Source organism: Pseudomonas allii, assembly GCF_055380095.1.
The window spans coordinates 4106835-4121270 of sequence record NZ_AP039450.1 but is presented as its reverse complement, the minus strand read 5'-3'; the positions used below and the strand labels follow the sequence as shown (position 1 = coordinate 4121270).

18 protein-coding genes are annotated in these 14436 nt (G+C 64.5%); 16 read left to right on the top strand and 2 right to left on the bottom strand.

What is annotated here, in order from left to right:
- Positions 1–8 precede the first annotated feature (8 nt).
- Positions 9–389 carry a hypothetical protein gene (locus ACZ445_RS18720; RefSeq protein ID WP_310863732.1) on the top strand — a complete coding sequence of 127 codons (381 nt, stop codon included), beginning with the start codon at positions 9–11 and terminating at the stop codon, positions 387–389.
- 224 nt (positions 390–613) lie between these two features.
- Here ACZ445_RS18720 and ACZ445_RS18715 read toward each other — a convergent pair whose 3' ends face one another.
- Complete coding sequence (locus ACZ445_RS18715) at positions 614–1378, bottom strand: tetratricopeptide repeat protein (protein ID WP_058425053.1); 765 nt, start codon at positions 1376–1378, stop codon at positions 614–616.
- 48 nt (positions 1379–1426) lie between these two features.
- Here ACZ445_RS18715 and ACZ445_RS18710 point away from each other — a divergent pair, with 48 nt between their 5' ends.
- From ACZ445_RS18710 to ACZ445_RS18650, 13 genes are read left to right on the top strand one after another with little or no spacing between them, the layout of a single operon-like run.
- A complete protein-coding gene (locus ACZ445_RS18710; RefSeq protein WP_179028581.1) occupies positions 1427–1990 on the top strand; it encodes a type III secretion protein in 564 nt (187 codons plus the stop codon).
- 12 nt (positions 1991–2002) lie between these two features.
- Positions 2003–2236: a hypothetical protein gene (locus ACZ445_RS18705; RefSeq protein ID WP_058425051.1), complete on the top strand. Its 234-nt coding sequence runs from the start codon at positions 2003–2005 to the stop codon at positions 2234–2236.
- A 9-nt stretch (positions 2237–2245) separates the two neighbouring features.
- Positions 2246–2680: a hypothetical protein gene (locus ACZ445_RS18700; RefSeq protein WP_310863733.1), complete on the top strand. Its 435-nt coding sequence runs from the start codon at positions 2246–2248 to the stop codon at positions 2678–2680.
- Positions 2681–2684: 4 nt separating this feature from the next.
- Positions 2685–3467: a type III secretion system inner membrane ring lipoprotein SctJ gene (gene sctJ / locus ACZ445_RS18695; protein WP_058425049.1), complete on the top strand. Its 783-nt coding sequence runs from the start codon at positions 2685–2687 to the stop codon at positions 3465–3467.
- Positions 3464–4078, top strand: coding sequence for a type III secretion protein (locus tag ACZ445_RS18690; protein ID WP_071493415.1), 615 nt, complete (start codon positions 3464–3466; stop codon positions 4076–4078). Before sctJ ends, ACZ445_RS18690 begins: the two co-directional genes overlap by 4 nt.
- The gene (locus ACZ445_RS18685) at positions 4075–4659 is read left to right on the top strand and encodes a FliH/SctL family protein (protein ID WP_058425048.1); all 585 of its coding nucleotides are present in this window, start codon (positions 4075–4077) and stop codon (positions 4657–4659) included. The genes ACZ445_RS18690 and ACZ445_RS18685 overlap by 4 nt, the downstream gene beginning before the upstream one ends.
- The gene (locus ACZ445_RS18680) at positions 4656–5978 is read left to right on the top strand and encodes a FliI/YscN family ATPase (RefSeq protein WP_310863734.1); all 1323 of its coding nucleotides are present in this window, start codon (positions 4656–4658) and stop codon (positions 5976–5978) included. The genes ACZ445_RS18685 and ACZ445_RS18680 overlap by 4 nt, the downstream gene beginning before the upstream one ends.
- Before the next feature lie 16 nt (positions 5979–5994).
- Complete coding sequence (locus ACZ445_RS18675) at positions 5995–6441, top strand: hypothetical protein (protein ID WP_310863735.1); 447 nt, start codon at positions 5995–5997, stop codon at positions 6439–6441.
- Positions 6438–7439: a FliM/FliN family flagellar motor switch protein gene (locus ACZ445_RS18670; RefSeq protein ID WP_310863736.1), complete on the top strand. Its 1002-nt coding sequence runs from the start codon at positions 6438–6440 to the stop codon at positions 7437–7439. Before ACZ445_RS18675 ends, ACZ445_RS18670 begins: the two co-directional genes overlap by 4 nt.
- The gene (sctR, locus tag ACZ445_RS18665) at positions 7436–8089 is read left to right on the top strand and encodes a type III secretion system export apparatus subunit SctR (RefSeq protein ID WP_017137580.1); all 654 of its coding nucleotides are present in this window, start codon (positions 7436–7438) and stop codon (positions 8087–8089) included. The genes ACZ445_RS18670 and sctR overlap by 4 nt, the downstream gene beginning before the upstream one ends.
- 10 nt (positions 8090–8099) lie before the next feature.
- Positions 8100–8369: an EscS/YscS/HrcS family type III secretion system export apparatus protein gene (locus tag ACZ445_RS18660; protein ID WP_016969171.1), complete on the top strand. Its 270-nt coding sequence runs from the start codon at positions 8100–8102 to the stop codon at positions 8367–8369.
- A gap of 6 nt (positions 8370–8375) precedes the next feature.
- Complete coding sequence (sctT, locus tag ACZ445_RS18655; protein ID WP_310863737.1) at positions 8376–9188, top strand: type III secretion system export apparatus subunit SctT; 813 nt, start codon at positions 8376–8378, stop codon at positions 9186–9188.
- Between the two features lie 3 nt (positions 9189–9191).
- The gene (locus ACZ445_RS18650) at positions 9192–10238 is read left to right on the top strand and encodes an EscU/YscU/HrcU family type III secretion system export apparatus switch protein (protein WP_058425042.1); all 1047 of its coding nucleotides are present in this window, start codon (positions 9192–9194) and stop codon (positions 10236–10238) included.
- 115 nt (positions 10239–10353) lie between these two features.
- On the opposite strand, the gene ACZ445_RS18645 is transcribed toward ACZ445_RS18650, so the two are convergent.
- Entirely contained in the window at positions 10354–13170 is a 2817-nt protein-coding gene (locus tag ACZ445_RS18645; protein ID WP_310863738.1) for an ATP-binding protein, read from the bottom strand.
- A 577-nt stretch (positions 13171–13747) separates the two neighbouring features.
- On the opposite strand from ACZ445_RS18645, the gene ACZ445_RS18640 reads away from it, so the two are divergent.
- Together ACZ445_RS18640 and ACZ445_RS18635 are read left to right on the top strand one after the other, a co-directional pair.
- The gene (locus ACZ445_RS18640; protein ID WP_058425041.1) at positions 13748–14020 is read left to right on the top strand and encodes a BufA1 family periplasmic bufferin-type metallophore; all 273 of its coding nucleotides are present in this window, start codon (positions 13748–13750) and stop codon (positions 14018–14020) included.
- The gene (locus ACZ445_RS18635) at positions 14017–14424 is read left to right on the top strand and encodes a DoxX family protein (protein ID WP_083365789.1); all 408 of its coding nucleotides are present in this window, start codon (positions 14017–14019) and stop codon (positions 14422–14424) included. The genes ACZ445_RS18640 and ACZ445_RS18635 overlap by 4 nt, the downstream gene beginning before the upstream one ends.
- The last annotated feature ends 12 nt before the right edge of the window (positions 14425–14436 follow it).

The following is a 14436-nucleotide window of genomic DNA, read 5'->3' as shown; positions in this document are numbered from 1 at the left end:
GGCCTGCCATGACTGTTATGCGCGTATTGATGTTGTTGCCCCTGGCGCTGACGGGCTGCCAGACCCACCTGGCGCCGACGTACTACTCGTCCGAATACCGCGCCGATGGTGTGCCGACCCAATGCCAGCAAGCCCCGGCGACGGACACCGTCGGGTTGGGTGAGGATTTCAAACCGATGTTGGCGCTTGGCTGTGCGAACAATTTGAACCTGATGCAAATGGTCGAGCGCAAGCAGGACCTGACCCAAGGTCGCGCCACCGGCCCGGCCATGGCCGCGCCCGTGGGCCGCGCTGCCCAGGTGTACATCGAAGGGTTTGACCGCGAGCAATTGCAGCGTCGCAAGGACCAGCAGGAAGCCAAGGCTGATGCGGCAGGGGGCAAGCAATGAGCTGTGTTGTTTGCTGTGGTGAGTGGGCTTCCTGTGGGGAGCAGGCCTGTACTGGTGAGCGGGCCTGTTGTGGCGAGCGGGCTTGCCCCGCGTTGGGGCGCGAAGCGGCCCCTGTCAAATTCACCGCACTCCAACAGACAGTACTCAGCGCCTGGTTTTGGGGCTGCTTCGCAGCCCAACGCGGGGCAAGCCCGCTCACCACAGAAAGCTCACCCACAGCAGATTCAGCGCGGATCCACCAACCCCAACTCCCGAGCCTGCGCCACCGGATCGCTGATCGCCTTGATCCGCTTGGCTTCATCCACCAACCGCGCCCGCTCGTCTGCGGGAATATCGTCCAACGCCAGTGCAGCGACGCGGTTTTCGTACCCCGCCAACACCATGACCAACAACTCATTACGCTGATGCCGCGCCAATGCGCGGGGCGACTGGGCGACGGGCGCGATGGTGTCCAACGCCTGCTGCGACTGCCCGCCCAGCGCATACGCCAGGGCCAGGTTGCAGCGGTTGTCGAGGTCGTCGGGCTTGAGGCTCAGGCTCTTGGCGAACGCGCTTTGCGCCGCAGCCGCCTGGCCATTGAGGATCTGCGCGACACCCAGGCGGGTGTAGGCCACCGGCAAACCGCTGATCTCGGCCGCCTGGCCCAGGGCGGTGGCGGCGCGCTGGGTCTTGCCCACTTGCAATTGCGCGGTGCCCAGGCCGAGCAGGGCCTCGGCATTGCGCGCATCGAACCCCAGGGCCTGCTGGAACGCCCGCTCGGCGCCCGCCGCATCCTTGGCGTCGAGCCTGGCCTGGCCGAGCTTGAGCCACAGCTCGATACCCGCGCCGGGTTGCTGCGCCGCCCGCTCGTACAGCGCTGCCGCACTGGCGTAGTCGCCGCGCTTGCTCAGGTCGTTGGCCAATTGCAGGGACTTGTCGGCATCGGTCGCAGGCTGGTGGGCGCAGGCGGCCAGCAGCAGGGTACTGGCGAGCAGAAATCTAGGGGTCATCGTCACAACTCGTCTGGCGAAGGCGGAGGCCATGTAAGCATATTTTTGATGGCTGTCCTATGCCTGTTCAGCGCCGGTTTCGCCCACGCTGCCGAAGAGCCTGCCTGGTTCTCCCAGCCGTACGCCTACGTGCTGGTGGACCAGGATGTACGCAGTGCCCTGGAAGAATTCGGGCATAACCTCGATGTGCCGCTGGTGCTCTCCGACAAGGTCCGCGGCAAGGCCCGCAGCACGATTCGCGCAGCCACCGCCGGGGAGTTCCTGCAAACCCTGTGCAGCACCAACGGCCTCACCTGGTACTTCGACGGCAACCTCTTGTACCTCAACGCCAGCGATGAAATCAGCACCAAGCTCTTCAAGGCCAGCGCCCTGGACCTCGACCAGTTGCAGGCCTACCTCAACAATCTCGATGTGTTCGGCCAGCAGTTGTCCATGCGCAACGGCCCCGAGGGCGATGAAGTGTTCGTGTCCGGACCACCGCCGTACCTGGCGCTGGTGCAGCAGCATGTCGATCACCTGCAACCCAAGGTCGTGGCCGCCCCGGTGGCGCGCGAGCGCGGGGTGCGGGTGTTCCGTGGCGCGCAAGTCAGTACCGAAACCCCAACCCAGTAAAGGAGCAGCACCATGTCCGTAACGGCCGTAGACAGCAATCCCACCCCAGGTGGCGCCAGCCCTGAAGCCAAGTTCAATGCGGCGGTGGAAAACGCCAAGACCGCCGATAAACCTAACGAGCCCACCGACGCCGAGCTCACCGATTCGTTCATCACCCAGGCGGTCACCTATGGCGGCCAGTTCATCATCATGCCGAAGATGCAGGAACTGCTGAACGACGCCATGTCCGATGACGACGAAGAGTAGGACGCCCCTATGACTATCAGTCTCGCCGCCGGCGCTTCGGCGTTGCCGCCGTCTGCCGGCGCGGGGCCCGCCGGGGCCTCGCAGAACCTGTTCGAGCACATGGCCAACACCGCCAAGGGCATGCCCGAAGGCGCCAGCCCGCACCAGATCGGCTCGGGCCTGATGGAGCGCATGAACAGTTTCATCGACCGTACGCGGGCTTTCTCCGAGCGGGCCGACCTGCTCACCAACACTCCTTCGGCACCGCCGCCGGCCCAGGCAGAAATCCGCACCGCCAGTGCTTCGCCCCAGGGTGAACCCGGGAAAAAAGTCGGCGAGCAACAGGTCGACCAGATCGTCCACTCCCTGGGCAAGATGTTCGATTACTCCATCGAAACCCAGATGGTGGTGCGCGGTGCGACGCAGATTTCCGGTTCCGCCAACACGCTGCTCAAGGGTCAATAACCGTATGCCAAGCCCAAACCGCGCCTTGCGCCTGTTGCTGATCGGCCTGCTCGCCAGCCTGTTACAGGCGTGCAACACGGACCTCTACACCAACCTCAGCGAGCGCGACGCCAACGCCATGGTCGCGGTACTGCTGCGCGGTGGCGTCCCGGCCGAACGCAAGGCCCAGGACAACGGCCAGCTCAAGGTGGTGGTCGATGAGTCACGCTTTGCCGAAGCCATGACCCTGCTCGACAACGCTGGTTTGCCGCAACAGAGCTTTTCCAACATGGGCGAAGTGTTCAAGGGCAATGGCCTGGTGTCGTCGCCGGTGCAGGAGCGGGCGCAGATGATCTATGCGCTGAGCGAAGAACTGTCCCACTCGGTGTCGCAGATCGACGGCATCGTTGCCGCCCGTGTGCATGTGGTGCTGCCGGACAATGACTTGCTCAAGCGTGTGATCTCGCCGTCGTCGGCCTCGGTGCTGGTGCGTTACGACCCGGGCACCGATATCAATACGCTGATCCCGCAGATCAAGACGCTGGTTGCCAACGGCATCTCCGGGTTGAGTTACGACGGCGTTTCTGTGACCGCGATCAAGGCTGCCGTCGCCATCCGCCAGAACCCGGCGCAGCCGCGACTGGCGCGGTTCATGGGCCTGTGGCTGCTGGAAGACAACCTGGCGCAGGCGCGGCTGATGTTCGGCGCCTTGTTGTTGATCGCACTCGGTGCCGTGGGGGGGCTGGCCCGTCAGCAGTGGGCGCGTCGTCAGTCCCAGGCGTTGTATGTGCTCAAGGAGGGTGAATGAGTTTGTTCGAACGCTGGCAGGGCCTGGTCGCCGAGCCGTTGCAGTTCGTGCGCGGGCAGAGCCTGGGCGCGTGTTTTGCCGATGAGTTGCCGCAAGCGGTGTTGCAGGCGATGCAGGGCCAGCCACGCTTTCGCCAGCGCCTGGAGCAGTTGCTGGTCAGCCATTATCAACTGGCGCCCATGGCGCAATTGACCACGCCAATGGCGGCAGACTTGGCGGTGCTGTTGTTGTCACCGGCACAGTTTGCGCGCTTGCCGAGGTTGTGCGGCGCCATCTGGCATGCCCCGACCCTGAGCCGCGAGATCCGCCGCGAGGTGGTCAATGAGTTGCGCGAAGGCCTGGGTGCTGAGGTCTTCGTGAGCGCCCTGGCCTTGCGCCAACTCGGTGGCGCGGCGGATCTGCTGCGCGAGCCGGCCGAGCTGGTCGACGCCATCGACCGCGACGGCCAAGGCTGTGTCGCGGCCTGGTTGCACGCCCAGCATGCCGATTGGCAGGGCTGGCTGCGCTTGCGCTTTGCCTTCCCTCAGGGCCACAGCGCCCGCGTACCGCGCGACCTGGAAATCGTCCAGGCCGCCGCTGCGTGCCTGCTGGCCGAGGAGATTGCGCCATGAGTGAACTACCGAGCCGTCCCACCGCCCGCATCCTGCGCGCCGATGAAGCCGCGCTATGGAGTGACGGCTTTGCCTTTTTGCAGGCGGCCAAGGCGCAGGCCGAGCAGCTCCGCGCCGACAGCGAACAATGGCTGAGCAGCGCCCGCGCAGAGGGTTTCGAAAGCGCCCGGCAAGCCGGTGCTGAACAGGTGGCGCAACTGCTGCTCGCTACCCAAGCCCAGGTGCAGCATTACTTGAGCAGTCTGGAAACGTCCCTGGTCGACCTGGCCCTGGGTATCGTGCGCGAAGTGCTGGGTGAGTTGGACACGGCCGACCGCGTAGTGCGCAGTACCCGCCAGGCGTTGAGCGCGTTTCGCCAGGACCAGGCCCTGACCCTGTGGGTGCCGCCGGCGGACGTGGATGCCTTGCGCCAACGCCTCAAGTTGGAGGGGCTGGCGATTGCAGTGGATGCGGATGAACAGCTGAGCGCCGGCCAGGCCCGCCTGAACAGCCCGGCCGGCTCTGTGGAACTGGGCCTTGAAGCCCAATTGCAGAACCTGCGTCGCAGCTTGTTGCCCTTCGCCGAAGAGGGCGTGGCATGAACCTGGAACACCTGCTGCCACGCCTCACCGAACGCCTGGCCCAGGCGCGCCCGCGACCCATGCACGGCACCGTGCTGAGTATTCGCGGTGTATTGCTGCGCGCCAGCGTGGCCGGGGCGAGCATCGGTGAACTGTGCCAGCTGCGCGACCCCGGCAGCGCGCGCAGCCTGAGCGCCGAGGTGATCGGTTTTGACGGCGACGAAGCCATCCTGTCGCCCATCGGCTCCATGGAAGGCCTGTCCACGCGCACCCAAATCACCGCCACCGGCGAAACCCTGGGCGTGGCCGTCGGGGATGCGCAGCTCGGCCGGGTCATCAGCCCCATGGGCGATTTCCTCGACGGCGACGGCATCCCGCCGACCGTGGCCTTGCAGCATTACCCGCTGCACGCTGAACCGCCGGCACCGTTTTCGCGGCAGCTGATCGTGCGCTCCATGGCATTGGGCATTCGCTCCATCGATGGCCTGCTGACCCTGGCCCAGGGCCAACGCATGGGCATCTTCGGTGAGCCCGGTGTGGGCAAGTCGTCGCTGCTCGCCAGCATCATCCGCAACAGTGAAGCCGATGTGATCGTGATCGGCCTGATCGGCGAGCGTGGCCGCGAAGTGCGCGAATTGCTCGATGTGCAGCTTGACGCCCAGGCGCGTGCGCGCACGGTGGCGGTGGTCGCCACGTCGGACCGCCCGGCCGCCGAACGGGTGCGTGCGGCGTTTGTCGCTACCACCCTGGCCGAGTACCACCGCAACCAGGGCCGCAACGTATTGCTGTTGATGGACAGCCTCACACGTTTCGCCCGTGCCCAGCGCGAGATCGGCCTGGCCGTGGGCGAGCCGCCGACCCGGCGCGGCTATCCGCCGTCGTTCTTCTCGGCCTTGCCGCGTTTGCTGGAACGCGCCGGCCCCGGTCCCAGCGGCAGCATTACCGCGCTGTACACCGTGCTGACCGAGGGCGATGCCGCCAGTGATCCGGTGGCCGAAGAGGCCCGTTCGATCCTCGACGGGCATATCGCCTTGAGTGCCGAGTTGGCCCAACGCAACTACTTTCCGGCGGTGGATGTGTTGCGCAGTCGCAGCCGTTTGATGGAGCAGGTCGCCGGTGAAGAACACAAGCGACTGGCCATGCGCATGCGTGAATTGATGGCGCGGTATGGCGAGATCGAAATGCTGATCCGCGTGGGGGAGTACTCCGCCGGCAGCGATCCTCTGGCCGATGAAGCGATCAACCGCCATGCCGCTATCGAGGGCTTCCTGCGTCAGAACGCGGATGAGCCGAGCAACCTGGAACAAACCCTGGCCCACATGCGCCGGGTACTGGCATGAACAAGGAGCATATCCAATGAAAACCCAACAACTGCGCACCCTGCAAACCCTGCGGGTATTGCGTGAGCAACGGGCCGCCAGCCAGCTGGCCGCGCAGCAGCAGCGCTGTGAGCAGACCCACGGCGTGCTGACCGACGCCAAGGAGCAATTGCGCCTGCACCGTGAGGCGATTGCCGAGGAAGCGCGGCAGGTTTATGCGTCCCTGACCGAAGGCCTGTCGGTGGCCAGTTGGCAGGCCGCCCAGGATCGCTTGCGCGGCCTGTCGGATGATCAGCAGCAACTGGAAAACGATGTGAGCCACGTCTCCATCACCTTGCAAAGCCAGGAGCGCGAACGCGATCTGTTTCGTCAGGAACGCTTGAGCCGCCAGCGTCAGTCCGACGCCTGGCAAAGTCTGCTGGAAGGCCGCGAAAGCGCCGAGCGCCGGGTGGGCGAGCTGCGTGATGAGGGCACCGGCACATGATCGCAGCCCTTGCCGACCCGCTGTCGCCGTGGCTGACCCACTACGACCCGGCATTGCTGGCCCTGCACAACCAACTGCACCGCCGTCGCCGCCCCTGGCAGGGCCGTTGCGCCGGGCAGGACCTGCGCGTGAGCTGGGCCGCCGCAGTGCACAGCCTTGATGCGCCGCGTGACGTGCTGCTGTCGCTGGGCCGTGCCCCGGTGCGCCTACGGTTGTCCGCTGCGGCCCTGGAGCAACTGATGCTGCCGCTGGCACTGCCGTTCGAGGTGCAGCCGTTGCCTGCGCTGCCGCGCGCGTTGTTGCTGGAGCTGGCGCTGCTCGATCTGATCCAAGCCTTGGAACCGTTGCTCGGTCACCCGGTGCAGTTGCTCGAGGCCGCTGATGAGCAGGGCGTGTTTGCCCTGCGGTTGGCGCTGGAATTGACCTTCGGCAACCAGCCCGCGATGAGCGCCCAGCTGGACCTGAGCGAAAGCGCCGCGGTGCTGGTTGCGCAGTTGCTGGCGCAATACGCCGAGGTCGAACCCGACCCCTTGCCAGGCCTGTGCCAGACCCTGGCGGTGGTGGCGGGGCGCCAGTGGCTGAGCCTCGGCGAACTGCGCAGCCTGCGCCCCGGCGATGTGCTGATGCTGGAACCAGGCCCGGGCCTTTTGCTCGACCTCGACGGCCGCCTGCAGGCGCGCTGCCAATACCAGGGCGAAGTCCTGCGCTTGCAGGAAGCCTTGAAAGCCCCCTTTGTGGAACCGGAGAACCCCATGACCGATGTTGATGCCGCCGTTGCGCTGGATGACCTGCCGTTGAAACTGGTGTGCCAGGTGGGCAGCCTGGAACTGACCCTGGCGCAATTGCGTGAACTGGGCGCCGGCAGCCTGTTGCAGCTCAACACGCCGGGCGTGGACAGCGTCGACCTGATGGTCAACGGCCGCCGCGTCGGCCAGGGCCAACTGGTGAAAATCGGTGACGGCCTGGGGGTGCGCCTGCTGAGTTTTGCCACCCCATGACCGGCTATCAGCCGAACCTGATCGAGATCATCCTGGTCGTTGCGACGATCGGGCTGATCCCGCTGGCGGTGGTGACACTCACCGGGTTCATGAAGATCTCGGTGGTGCTGTTCCTGATCCGCAACGCCCTTGGCGTGCAACAGACGCCGCCGAACCTGGTGCTCTACGGCATCGCGCTGATCCTGTCGGTGTACGTGACCACGCCGTTGATTGGCGACATGTACCGACAGGTGGAGGGGCGCGACCTCAACATCGAGCATGTGGAGCAACTCAAGGATTTGGGCGACGCATTGCGTCCGCCGTTGCAGGCGCACCTCAAGCGCTTCGCCAATGAGTCCGAACGCGGTTTTTTCGTGCAGGCCACCGAGACCATCTGGTCGCCTGAGGCACGCGCTGACCTGCGTGACGATGACTTGGTGGTGCTGATCCCGGCGTTCGTCAGCTCGGAACTGACCCGCGCCTTCGAGATCGGCTTTTTGCTCTATATCCCGTTCCTGGTGGTGGACTTGCTGGTGTCCAACGTGCTGATGGCCATGGGCATGTCGATGGTCTCGCCGAACCTGATTTCCATTCCGCTGAAGATCTTTTTATTCGTGTCGCTGAGCGGCTGGTCGCGCTTGATGCACGGTTTGATTCTGAGTTACGGCTGAGGCACGACCCATGGGCCAGGACGTATTCCTGTCATTGATGAAACAGGCACTGATGACGGTGCTGATGCTCTCCGCGCCGGCACTGGGGGTGGCGATTATCGTGGGGTTGAGCGTGGGCCTGTTCCAGGCGCTGACGCAGATCCAGGACCAGACGTTGCCCCAGGTGGTGAAGCTGGTGGCGGTGTTGCTGACCATCGTGTTCCTCGGTCCGGTTCTCGCCGGACAAGTCGCGGAACTCGGTGGTCAGGTGCTGGATAATTTCCCGATGTGGACGCGCTGACCGCCCATGGATGCCAGCCTGACCGCGCAGTTCCTCGAAGTCGCCTACCCGGTGATCAGCTCCGCGTCGCTGGCCGCCTGCCGTGCCATGGGTGTGGTGGTGATCACCCCGGCGTTCAACCGGTTGGGGCTCACCGGCATGATTCGCGGCTGTGTGGCCGTGGCGATTTCCATCCCGATGTTCTTCCCGGTGTTCGACGCGCTGACCTCGATGCCGGAGCACGGCAGCCTGTTTATCGCCGGGTTGCTGATCAAGGAATTCCTGATTGGCATTTTGATCGGCCTGCTGTTCGGCATTCCGTTCTGGGCCGCCGAGGTGGCGGGGGAGTTGATCGACCTGCAACGCGGCTCGACCATGGCGCAACTGGTGGACCCGTTGTCGTCCGGGGAGTCCAGCGTGATGGCGACCCTGCTCACGGTGATGCTGATCACGCTGTTCTTCATGTCCGGCGGTTTCATTCTGATGGTCGACGGCTATTACCACAGCTACCAGCTCTGGCCGGTCACCTCGTTCACGCCGGTGTTCGCCAGCTCGGCGCTGCTGGCGGTGTTGTCGATCCTTGACCAGATCATGCGCGTCGGGGTGCTGATGGTCTCGCCGCTGTTGATCGCACTGCTGGTGACCGACCTGATGCTCGCCTACCTGTCGCGCATGGCGCCGAACCTGCATATCTTCGACCTGTCGCTGCCGGTGAAAAACCTGTTTTTCACGATCCTGATGGTGATCTACATCGGCTTCCTGATCCCGCTGATGCTTGACCAACTGGCGGAGTTTCGCGGCACCGTCGAACTGCTCAAGACCCTGGCCGGCATGGAGTAGCCCATGGCCGATACCAGCGAAGAAAAATCCCAGCCGGCCACGGACAAGAAGCTCCAGGACGCACGTAAAAAGGGCCAGGTCGCCAAGAGCCAGGACCTGGTGTCGGGCATGGTCATCCTGTTCTGTACGCTGTGCATTTCCATTCTGGCGCCACGGGCCAAGGCCCAGGTCGCGGCGCTGATCGACCTCACCGCGCAGATCTACATCGAACCGTTCGCCACCGTGTGGCCCAGGGTGCTCGACCACGCCGAACAACTGGTGATCGGCATCACCTTGCCGGTGATGGCGGTGACCACTGGGGTGGTGATCCTGACCAATATCATCACCATGCGCGGCTTTGTGTTCTCGACCGACCCGATCAAACCCGAGTTCAAACGCATCAACCCGGCGGAGGGCATGAAGAAGATCTTTGCCCTGCGCAACCTGGTGGAATTCATCAAGGGCCTGATCAAGGTGCACGTGCTGGCAATCGCGTTCTACGTGGTCGGCAAGCATGCGTTGCAGGCGCTGATGGAGTCGTCGCGCTGCGGTGCCGAGTGCATGGATTCGACGTTTTTCCTGGTGCTCAAGCCGCTGGTGTTCACCGTGCTGTGCGCGTTCATCCTGGTGGGCGGCGTGGACGTGATGATGCAACGCTGGCTGTTCGGCCGCGACATGAAGATGACCCGCAGTGAGACCAAGCGCGAACGCAAGGACATCGACGGCGACCCGCTGATCAAAAGCGAACGCCGCCGCCAGCGCAATGAGATGCAGGCCCTGGCGACTAAGCTGGGCTTGGGCCGTGCGTCCTTGATGATCGGCACCACCGACGGCTGGGTGATTGGCGTGCGTTATGTACGCGGGGAAACCCCGGTGCCGGTGATCGTGTGCCGGGCTTCGCCGGAGGAGGCGTTGTTGATGCTGCAGGAGGCGTATGACCTGGGGATTCCCCATGCGCCGGACAAGGGCCTGGCGGCTGAGATCGCGCGCAGGACCGTGCCGGGGGATCCGGTGCCGGATGCTTCATTCCAGGCCGTGGCGGACTGGCTGGTGGCTGCTCGCCTTATCTGACCCTCAAACCCAGTCACCGCATATCTCCAGCCGGAAACGGGTCGCCTGGTTTTAGGGGCGCTTCGCGCCCCAGCGCGGGGCAAGCCCGCTCGCCACAGGAAGTCTGCTCGCCACTTTATCGGTGCTGGAAGCGCGGCAGGGAGGCGATGCGCAGCTTGGGTTCTTGCAGGCGCGCCAGGTCGGTCGCGATCTGCGCCCGCCAGAAGTGCGCGCCCGCCAACTGCGCGTCGACCCACGCCTGGCGCAGCAGCACGGTGGCCTTGTCCACCGAGCCATAGTGCGCCTGGCGCAAGGTCAGTTGTGCCTTGATCCGCAGCATTTGCGGCACGAACCAGCGTTCATGGCGGCCGAGGGCCAATTGCAGGGTGTCTTCCAGCACTTCCAGGGCGAGTTTTTCCAGGCCCAGGCGCGCCAGGCCCAGGGCGTATTCACAGCGCAGCAGGCTGTACAGCTGGCTGTCGCCCTGGCCTTGCAGGTGGTGCAAGGCTTCGCCCAGTTGCGGCACGCCGGTTTCCGGCGCGCCTTCGCGGATCAGCAGGATGCTTTCGAAACACAAGCGAAATTGCCGCCAGATGTGCAGGTCCTGGCCGGTGGTGCTGTCTTGCAACAGGCCCAGGTAATAGCGCACTTTCGGCAGGTTGGACGCCAGCAGGGCCAGGGGTATGGCGCCCAGGCACAGGGTGTACCAGAGGGTCGCGGGGTGTTCGAGGGAGATGGCTTCGTCGACGCAACTGCCGATCAGGCGCAGCGCCGGGTCGACGTCGCCTTCAAGCAGCTGCACCTTGGCCTTGAGGCAGCGGGCGGCGATGCGTTGGTCGAAGTGCAGGTCGATGATGTGCGAGCGCGGTGCCGACGGCGAGCCCAGGGCTTCATCGATGTTTTGCCGTGCACCCATCAGGTCGCCCATGTGGAACAGCGCCACGGCGCGCATGCGTTTGCCGAGCAGTTGTTGGCTGCCGCTGCTGTTCAGCGCGATGTAGCGCTCGGCCAGTTCCAGGGCTTCGGTGTACTGGTTGCAGCCGCAACGGTCGGTCCACAGGCCCCACAGGGCGCGCAGCTTGTGCTCGGCATCGCCGAGGTCGCGGGCGTCTTCGCACACCTGGCGCCAGGCTTCGCGCATCGGGCCGCCGGTGCCGTAGGTGAGCATCAGCACACTGGCCAGGGCGGTCTGCAATAACATGCGCTGGCGCAAGGGCAGCGGCACGAGGGCGTCGCTGGCCAGGCCTTTGTCGACCCAACTGCGGCACTCGCTGACCAGTGATACCCGCAGCCATAACGGCACGCCACCCAGGGTCAATTCGATGCCCAGGGGCAGGTCGCCGGTGGGTGAGTAGGCCCATTCGAGCGCTGCGCGAATGGTGTTGATCTCCGCAGCGTAGAGGGCCAGCCAGGTGCCCGGCGACAGGCCATCCAGGGTTCGCCCGGCTTCGCGCAACATACCGAGGGCATAGCGCGCGTGACGTTGGCAGGTGGCGCGGGTTTCGCCCTGTTCGTTGAGTTTTTCCAAGGCGTAGGCGCGGGTGGTTTCCAGCAGGCGGTAGCGCTTGGGCACGGTGGATTCGCTGGAGATCAGCAGCGACTTGTCCATCAGGCTTTCGAGCAAGGGCAGGGCGTTGCGCGGGTCCAGGCGGCTGCTGGTGGTCATCGCCTTGACGGCCTCCAGGGTGAAGGAACCGGTGAACACCGCGAGCTGGCGCAGCATGGCCTGTTCGTCGTCACTGAGCATGGCGTAGGTCCAGTCCAGGGTCGCGCTCAGGGAACGGTGCCGGGCGAGGGCGGTACGCCGGCCGGTCATTTGCAGGCGGAAGCTGCCGTCGAGCAGGCCCACCAGATCCTGGACACCAAAGGTGCGCACACGAGCGGCGGCGATTTCGATCGCCAGCGCGTTGCTGTCGAGTTTGCGGCAGATCGCACTGACGGCCGCGACGTCGGCGTCGTGGAACACAAAACTCGGGTCGAGGGCGCTTACGCGTTCCACAAACAGACGCACGCCGGACCAGGCCAGGGCTTGCTGGGCGCTGAGGTGGGCGTGTGCGTCGGGCACCTCCAGCGGCGCCAGGTCGTGCACCCGTTCGCCGTGTGCACGCAGCGGTTCGCGGCTGGTGGTCAGCACACAGCATTGCGGGGCGCCGCGCAGCAGGGTTTCCACCGCGTCGGCGGTGGCCGGCAGCACGTGTTCGCAATTGTCGAGCACCAGCAGCAAGCGGCGCTTGGCCAGGCTGGCGACCACACAGTGCAGTGGGTCTGCGCTGACGGTCTGGATACCCAATGCGCTGGCGAGCATGCCGGCCACCCATTGCCCGCTGGTGGCCGATGCCAGGTCAACAAAGCACGTACCCAGGTTGAGTTCACCGGCAAGGCGCTGCGCCACGGCCATGGCCACGGTGGTCTTGCCGATACCGCCGGGGCCGGTGAGGGTGACGAAGCGATGGCTCATGACCTGGTCGGCTAGGCTGGCGATCAAGGCGTCGCGGCCGATCACCTCCGCAGTCGGTGTCGGCGGGTTGGGTTCGTCCATTCGCACATAGGGCACGGGCAGGTGCTCTTCAGCGGCTGCCAGTACGGTGACGGGGGCGACAAAACGATAGCCGCGGCCCGGCACGGTGACGATATAACTGAAATTGCCATCGTCACCCAGGGCCCGGCGCAGTGCGACGATCTGTGCGCGCAGGTTGCATTCTTCCACCACCACCTTGGGCCAGGCGAAGGCGATCAGTTCGGCTTTCTCCAGCAATTCCCCCGCACGGGTCACCAGGGCAATCAACAGGTAGAGGGCGCGACTGCCCAGGGTGACTGGCTCGCCGTTGCGCAACAACACATGTTGCTTGGCCAGTAATAGAAAGGGGCCAAAGCCCAGGGTGCTGTCGGGGGTAGCCGGCGCGGGGTGGTCTGCATCCAGGAAGGACACTGCGTGGTTCTTGCTCGAGCTCATCAAATCGTCCTTTTTATAGTCGGGCTTGTTATCGGCGTTCAGGCCGTTCGCCCTTTTTGGGGTACAGATGTGCAGCAGCAGTCTTGGAAAGTTGATGTCGATCAAAAGGTCGGAGAGGCCGCCCTCCTTTGGGGCGTGGTCGTTTTTATGGTGTGTCTCAGGTAGTGCTTCAGGGGATGAGCCCTGTCTCAGGGCTGAAACATTTTATTACCAGAAATACGGATAAAGCAGAATGTATGCCAGTTGGCATGTAACAAACATGACAACAACCGCATGAAATTTATGGTGATTTTTGTGGTCGTCGAAGACACGAAAAAGCCTTCGTTCGGAAAGGCGAATATTTCTAATTGTGTCGTTCGGGATGCCGAATACAGCGCCGGAGTTTTGGCACTGTTTTATTGACTGTGTATCGAACTGTATCCCTGCACCATTCTGATACACCCGCATGACGTTCTATCGCGTTCGCGACACAGAGCGGATACACGCCTGGCTTTAACTCTGCTCACCAGCTGGCGCAGGCGGTCATCGACCCCCAAGGCGCCCTGGCCACACTCAGTCAAGCCAGGAGACTCACCCTATGAAGCGTCCTTACGCAGCCCTCGCGGCAACCCTTGCGCTGTCCCTCACTGCCTTCGCGACCGTGGCCCACGCCGACGAGCCCAAGCCCCAGGAAAAATGCTTTGGCGTGTCCCTCGCCGGTGCCAACGATTGCGCCGCCGGCAAAGGCACCTCGTGTGCCGGCACCGCCACCACCGACTACCAGGGCAATGCCTGGGTGCTGGTGGACAAAGGCACCTGCACCCAGATCAAGACCCCGAAAGGCTTTGGCAGCCTCACGGAGCAGCCGTGATCCAGCGCCTGCTGCCCGAAGCCCTGCTGTTGCTGGTGGCCCGGGTGGGGATCGCGGCGGTGTTCTTTCTGTCGGGGCGCACCAAGGTCACCGGGTTTCTTGAGCTTAAGCCGTCGACCTACACGCTGTTCCGCTCGGAGTACGCCTTGCCGCTGATTCCGCCGGAGTGGGCGGCGCACCTGGCGACCTACGCCGAGCACCTGTTCCCGCTGTTGCTGGTGCTGGGCCTGCTGACCCGTCCGGCCGCCGCCGCGCTGCTGGGCATGACTCTGGTGATCGAGGTGTTTGTGTACCCCGATGCCTGGCCGGTGCACCTGACCTGGGCGGGCCTGCTGTTGCCGCTGCTGGCGTATGGCGGTGGGGCCTGGTCGCTGGACCGCCTGATCCTGGGCAAACGTTCTTAACTTTGATGGAGA

Bases quoted from the DNA above. Each gene is read 5' to 3' on its own strand.
- sctJ (WP_058425049.1), top strand. From the start codon at position 2,685: ATGCCAAGCCCAAACCGCGCCTTGCGCCTGTTGCTGATCGGCCTGCTC.
- sctT (WP_310863737.1), top strand. From the start codon at position 8,376: ATGGATGCCAGCCTGACCGCGCAGTTCCTCGAAGTCGCCTACCCGGTG.
- sctR (WP_017137580.1), top strand. From the start codon at position 7,436: ATGACCGGCTATCAGCCGAACCTGATCGAGATCATCCTGGTCGTTGCG.
- ACZ445_RS18670 (WP_310863736.1), top strand. From the start codon at position 6,438: ATGATCGCAGCCCTTGCCGACCCGCTGTCGCCGTGGCTGACCCACTAC.
- ACZ445_RS18685 (WP_058425048.1), top strand. From the start codon at position 4,075: ATGAGTGAACTACCGAGCCGTCCCACCGCCCGCATCCTGCGCGCCGAT.
- ACZ445_RS18715 (WP_058425053.1), bottom strand. From the start codon at position 1,378: ATGACCCCTAGATTTCTGCTCGCCAGTACCCTGCTGCTGGCCGCCTGC.
- ACZ445_RS18660 (WP_016969171.1), top strand. From the start codon at position 8,100: ATGGGCCAGGACGTATTCCTGTCATTGATGAAACAGGCACTGATGACG.
- ACZ445_RS18640 (WP_058425041.1), top strand. From the start codon at position 13,748: ATGAAGCGTCCTTACGCAGCCCTCGCGGCAACCCTTGCGCTGTCCCTC.
- ACZ445_RS18675 (WP_310863735.1), top strand. From the start codon at position 5,995: ATGAAAACCCAACAACTGCGCACCCTGCAAACCCTGCGGGTATTGCGT.
- ACZ445_RS18710 (WP_179028581.1), top strand. From the start codon at position 1,427: ATGGCTGTCCTATGCCTGTTCAGCGCCGGTTTCGCCCACGCTGCCGAA.
- ACZ445_RS18700 (WP_310863733.1), top strand. From the start codon at position 2,246: ATGACTATCAGTCTCGCCGCCGGCGCTTCGGCGTTGCCGCCGTCTGCC.
- ACZ445_RS18650 (WP_058425042.1), top strand. From the start codon at position 9,192: ATGGCCGATACCAGCGAAGAAAAATCCCAGCCGGCCACGGACAAGAAG.
- ACZ445_RS18690 (WP_071493415.1), top strand. From the start codon at position 3,464: ATGAGTTTGTTCGAACGCTGGCAGGGCCTGGTCGCCGAGCCGTTGCAG.
- ACZ445_RS18705 (WP_058425051.1), top strand. From the start codon at position 2,003: ATGTCCGTAACGGCCGTAGACAGCAATCCCACCCCAGGTGGCGCCAGC.
- ACZ445_RS18720 (WP_310863732.1), top strand. From the start codon at position 9: ATGACTGTTATGCGCGTATTGATGTTGTTGCCCCTGGCGCTGACGGGC.
- ACZ445_RS18680 (WP_310863734.1), top strand. From the start codon at position 4,656: ATGAACCTGGAACACCTGCTGCCACGCCTCACCGAACGCCTGGCCCAG.
- ACZ445_RS18645 (WP_310863738.1), bottom strand. From the start codon at position 13,170: ATGAGCTCGAGCAAGAACCACGCAGTGTCCTTCCTGGATGCAGACCAC.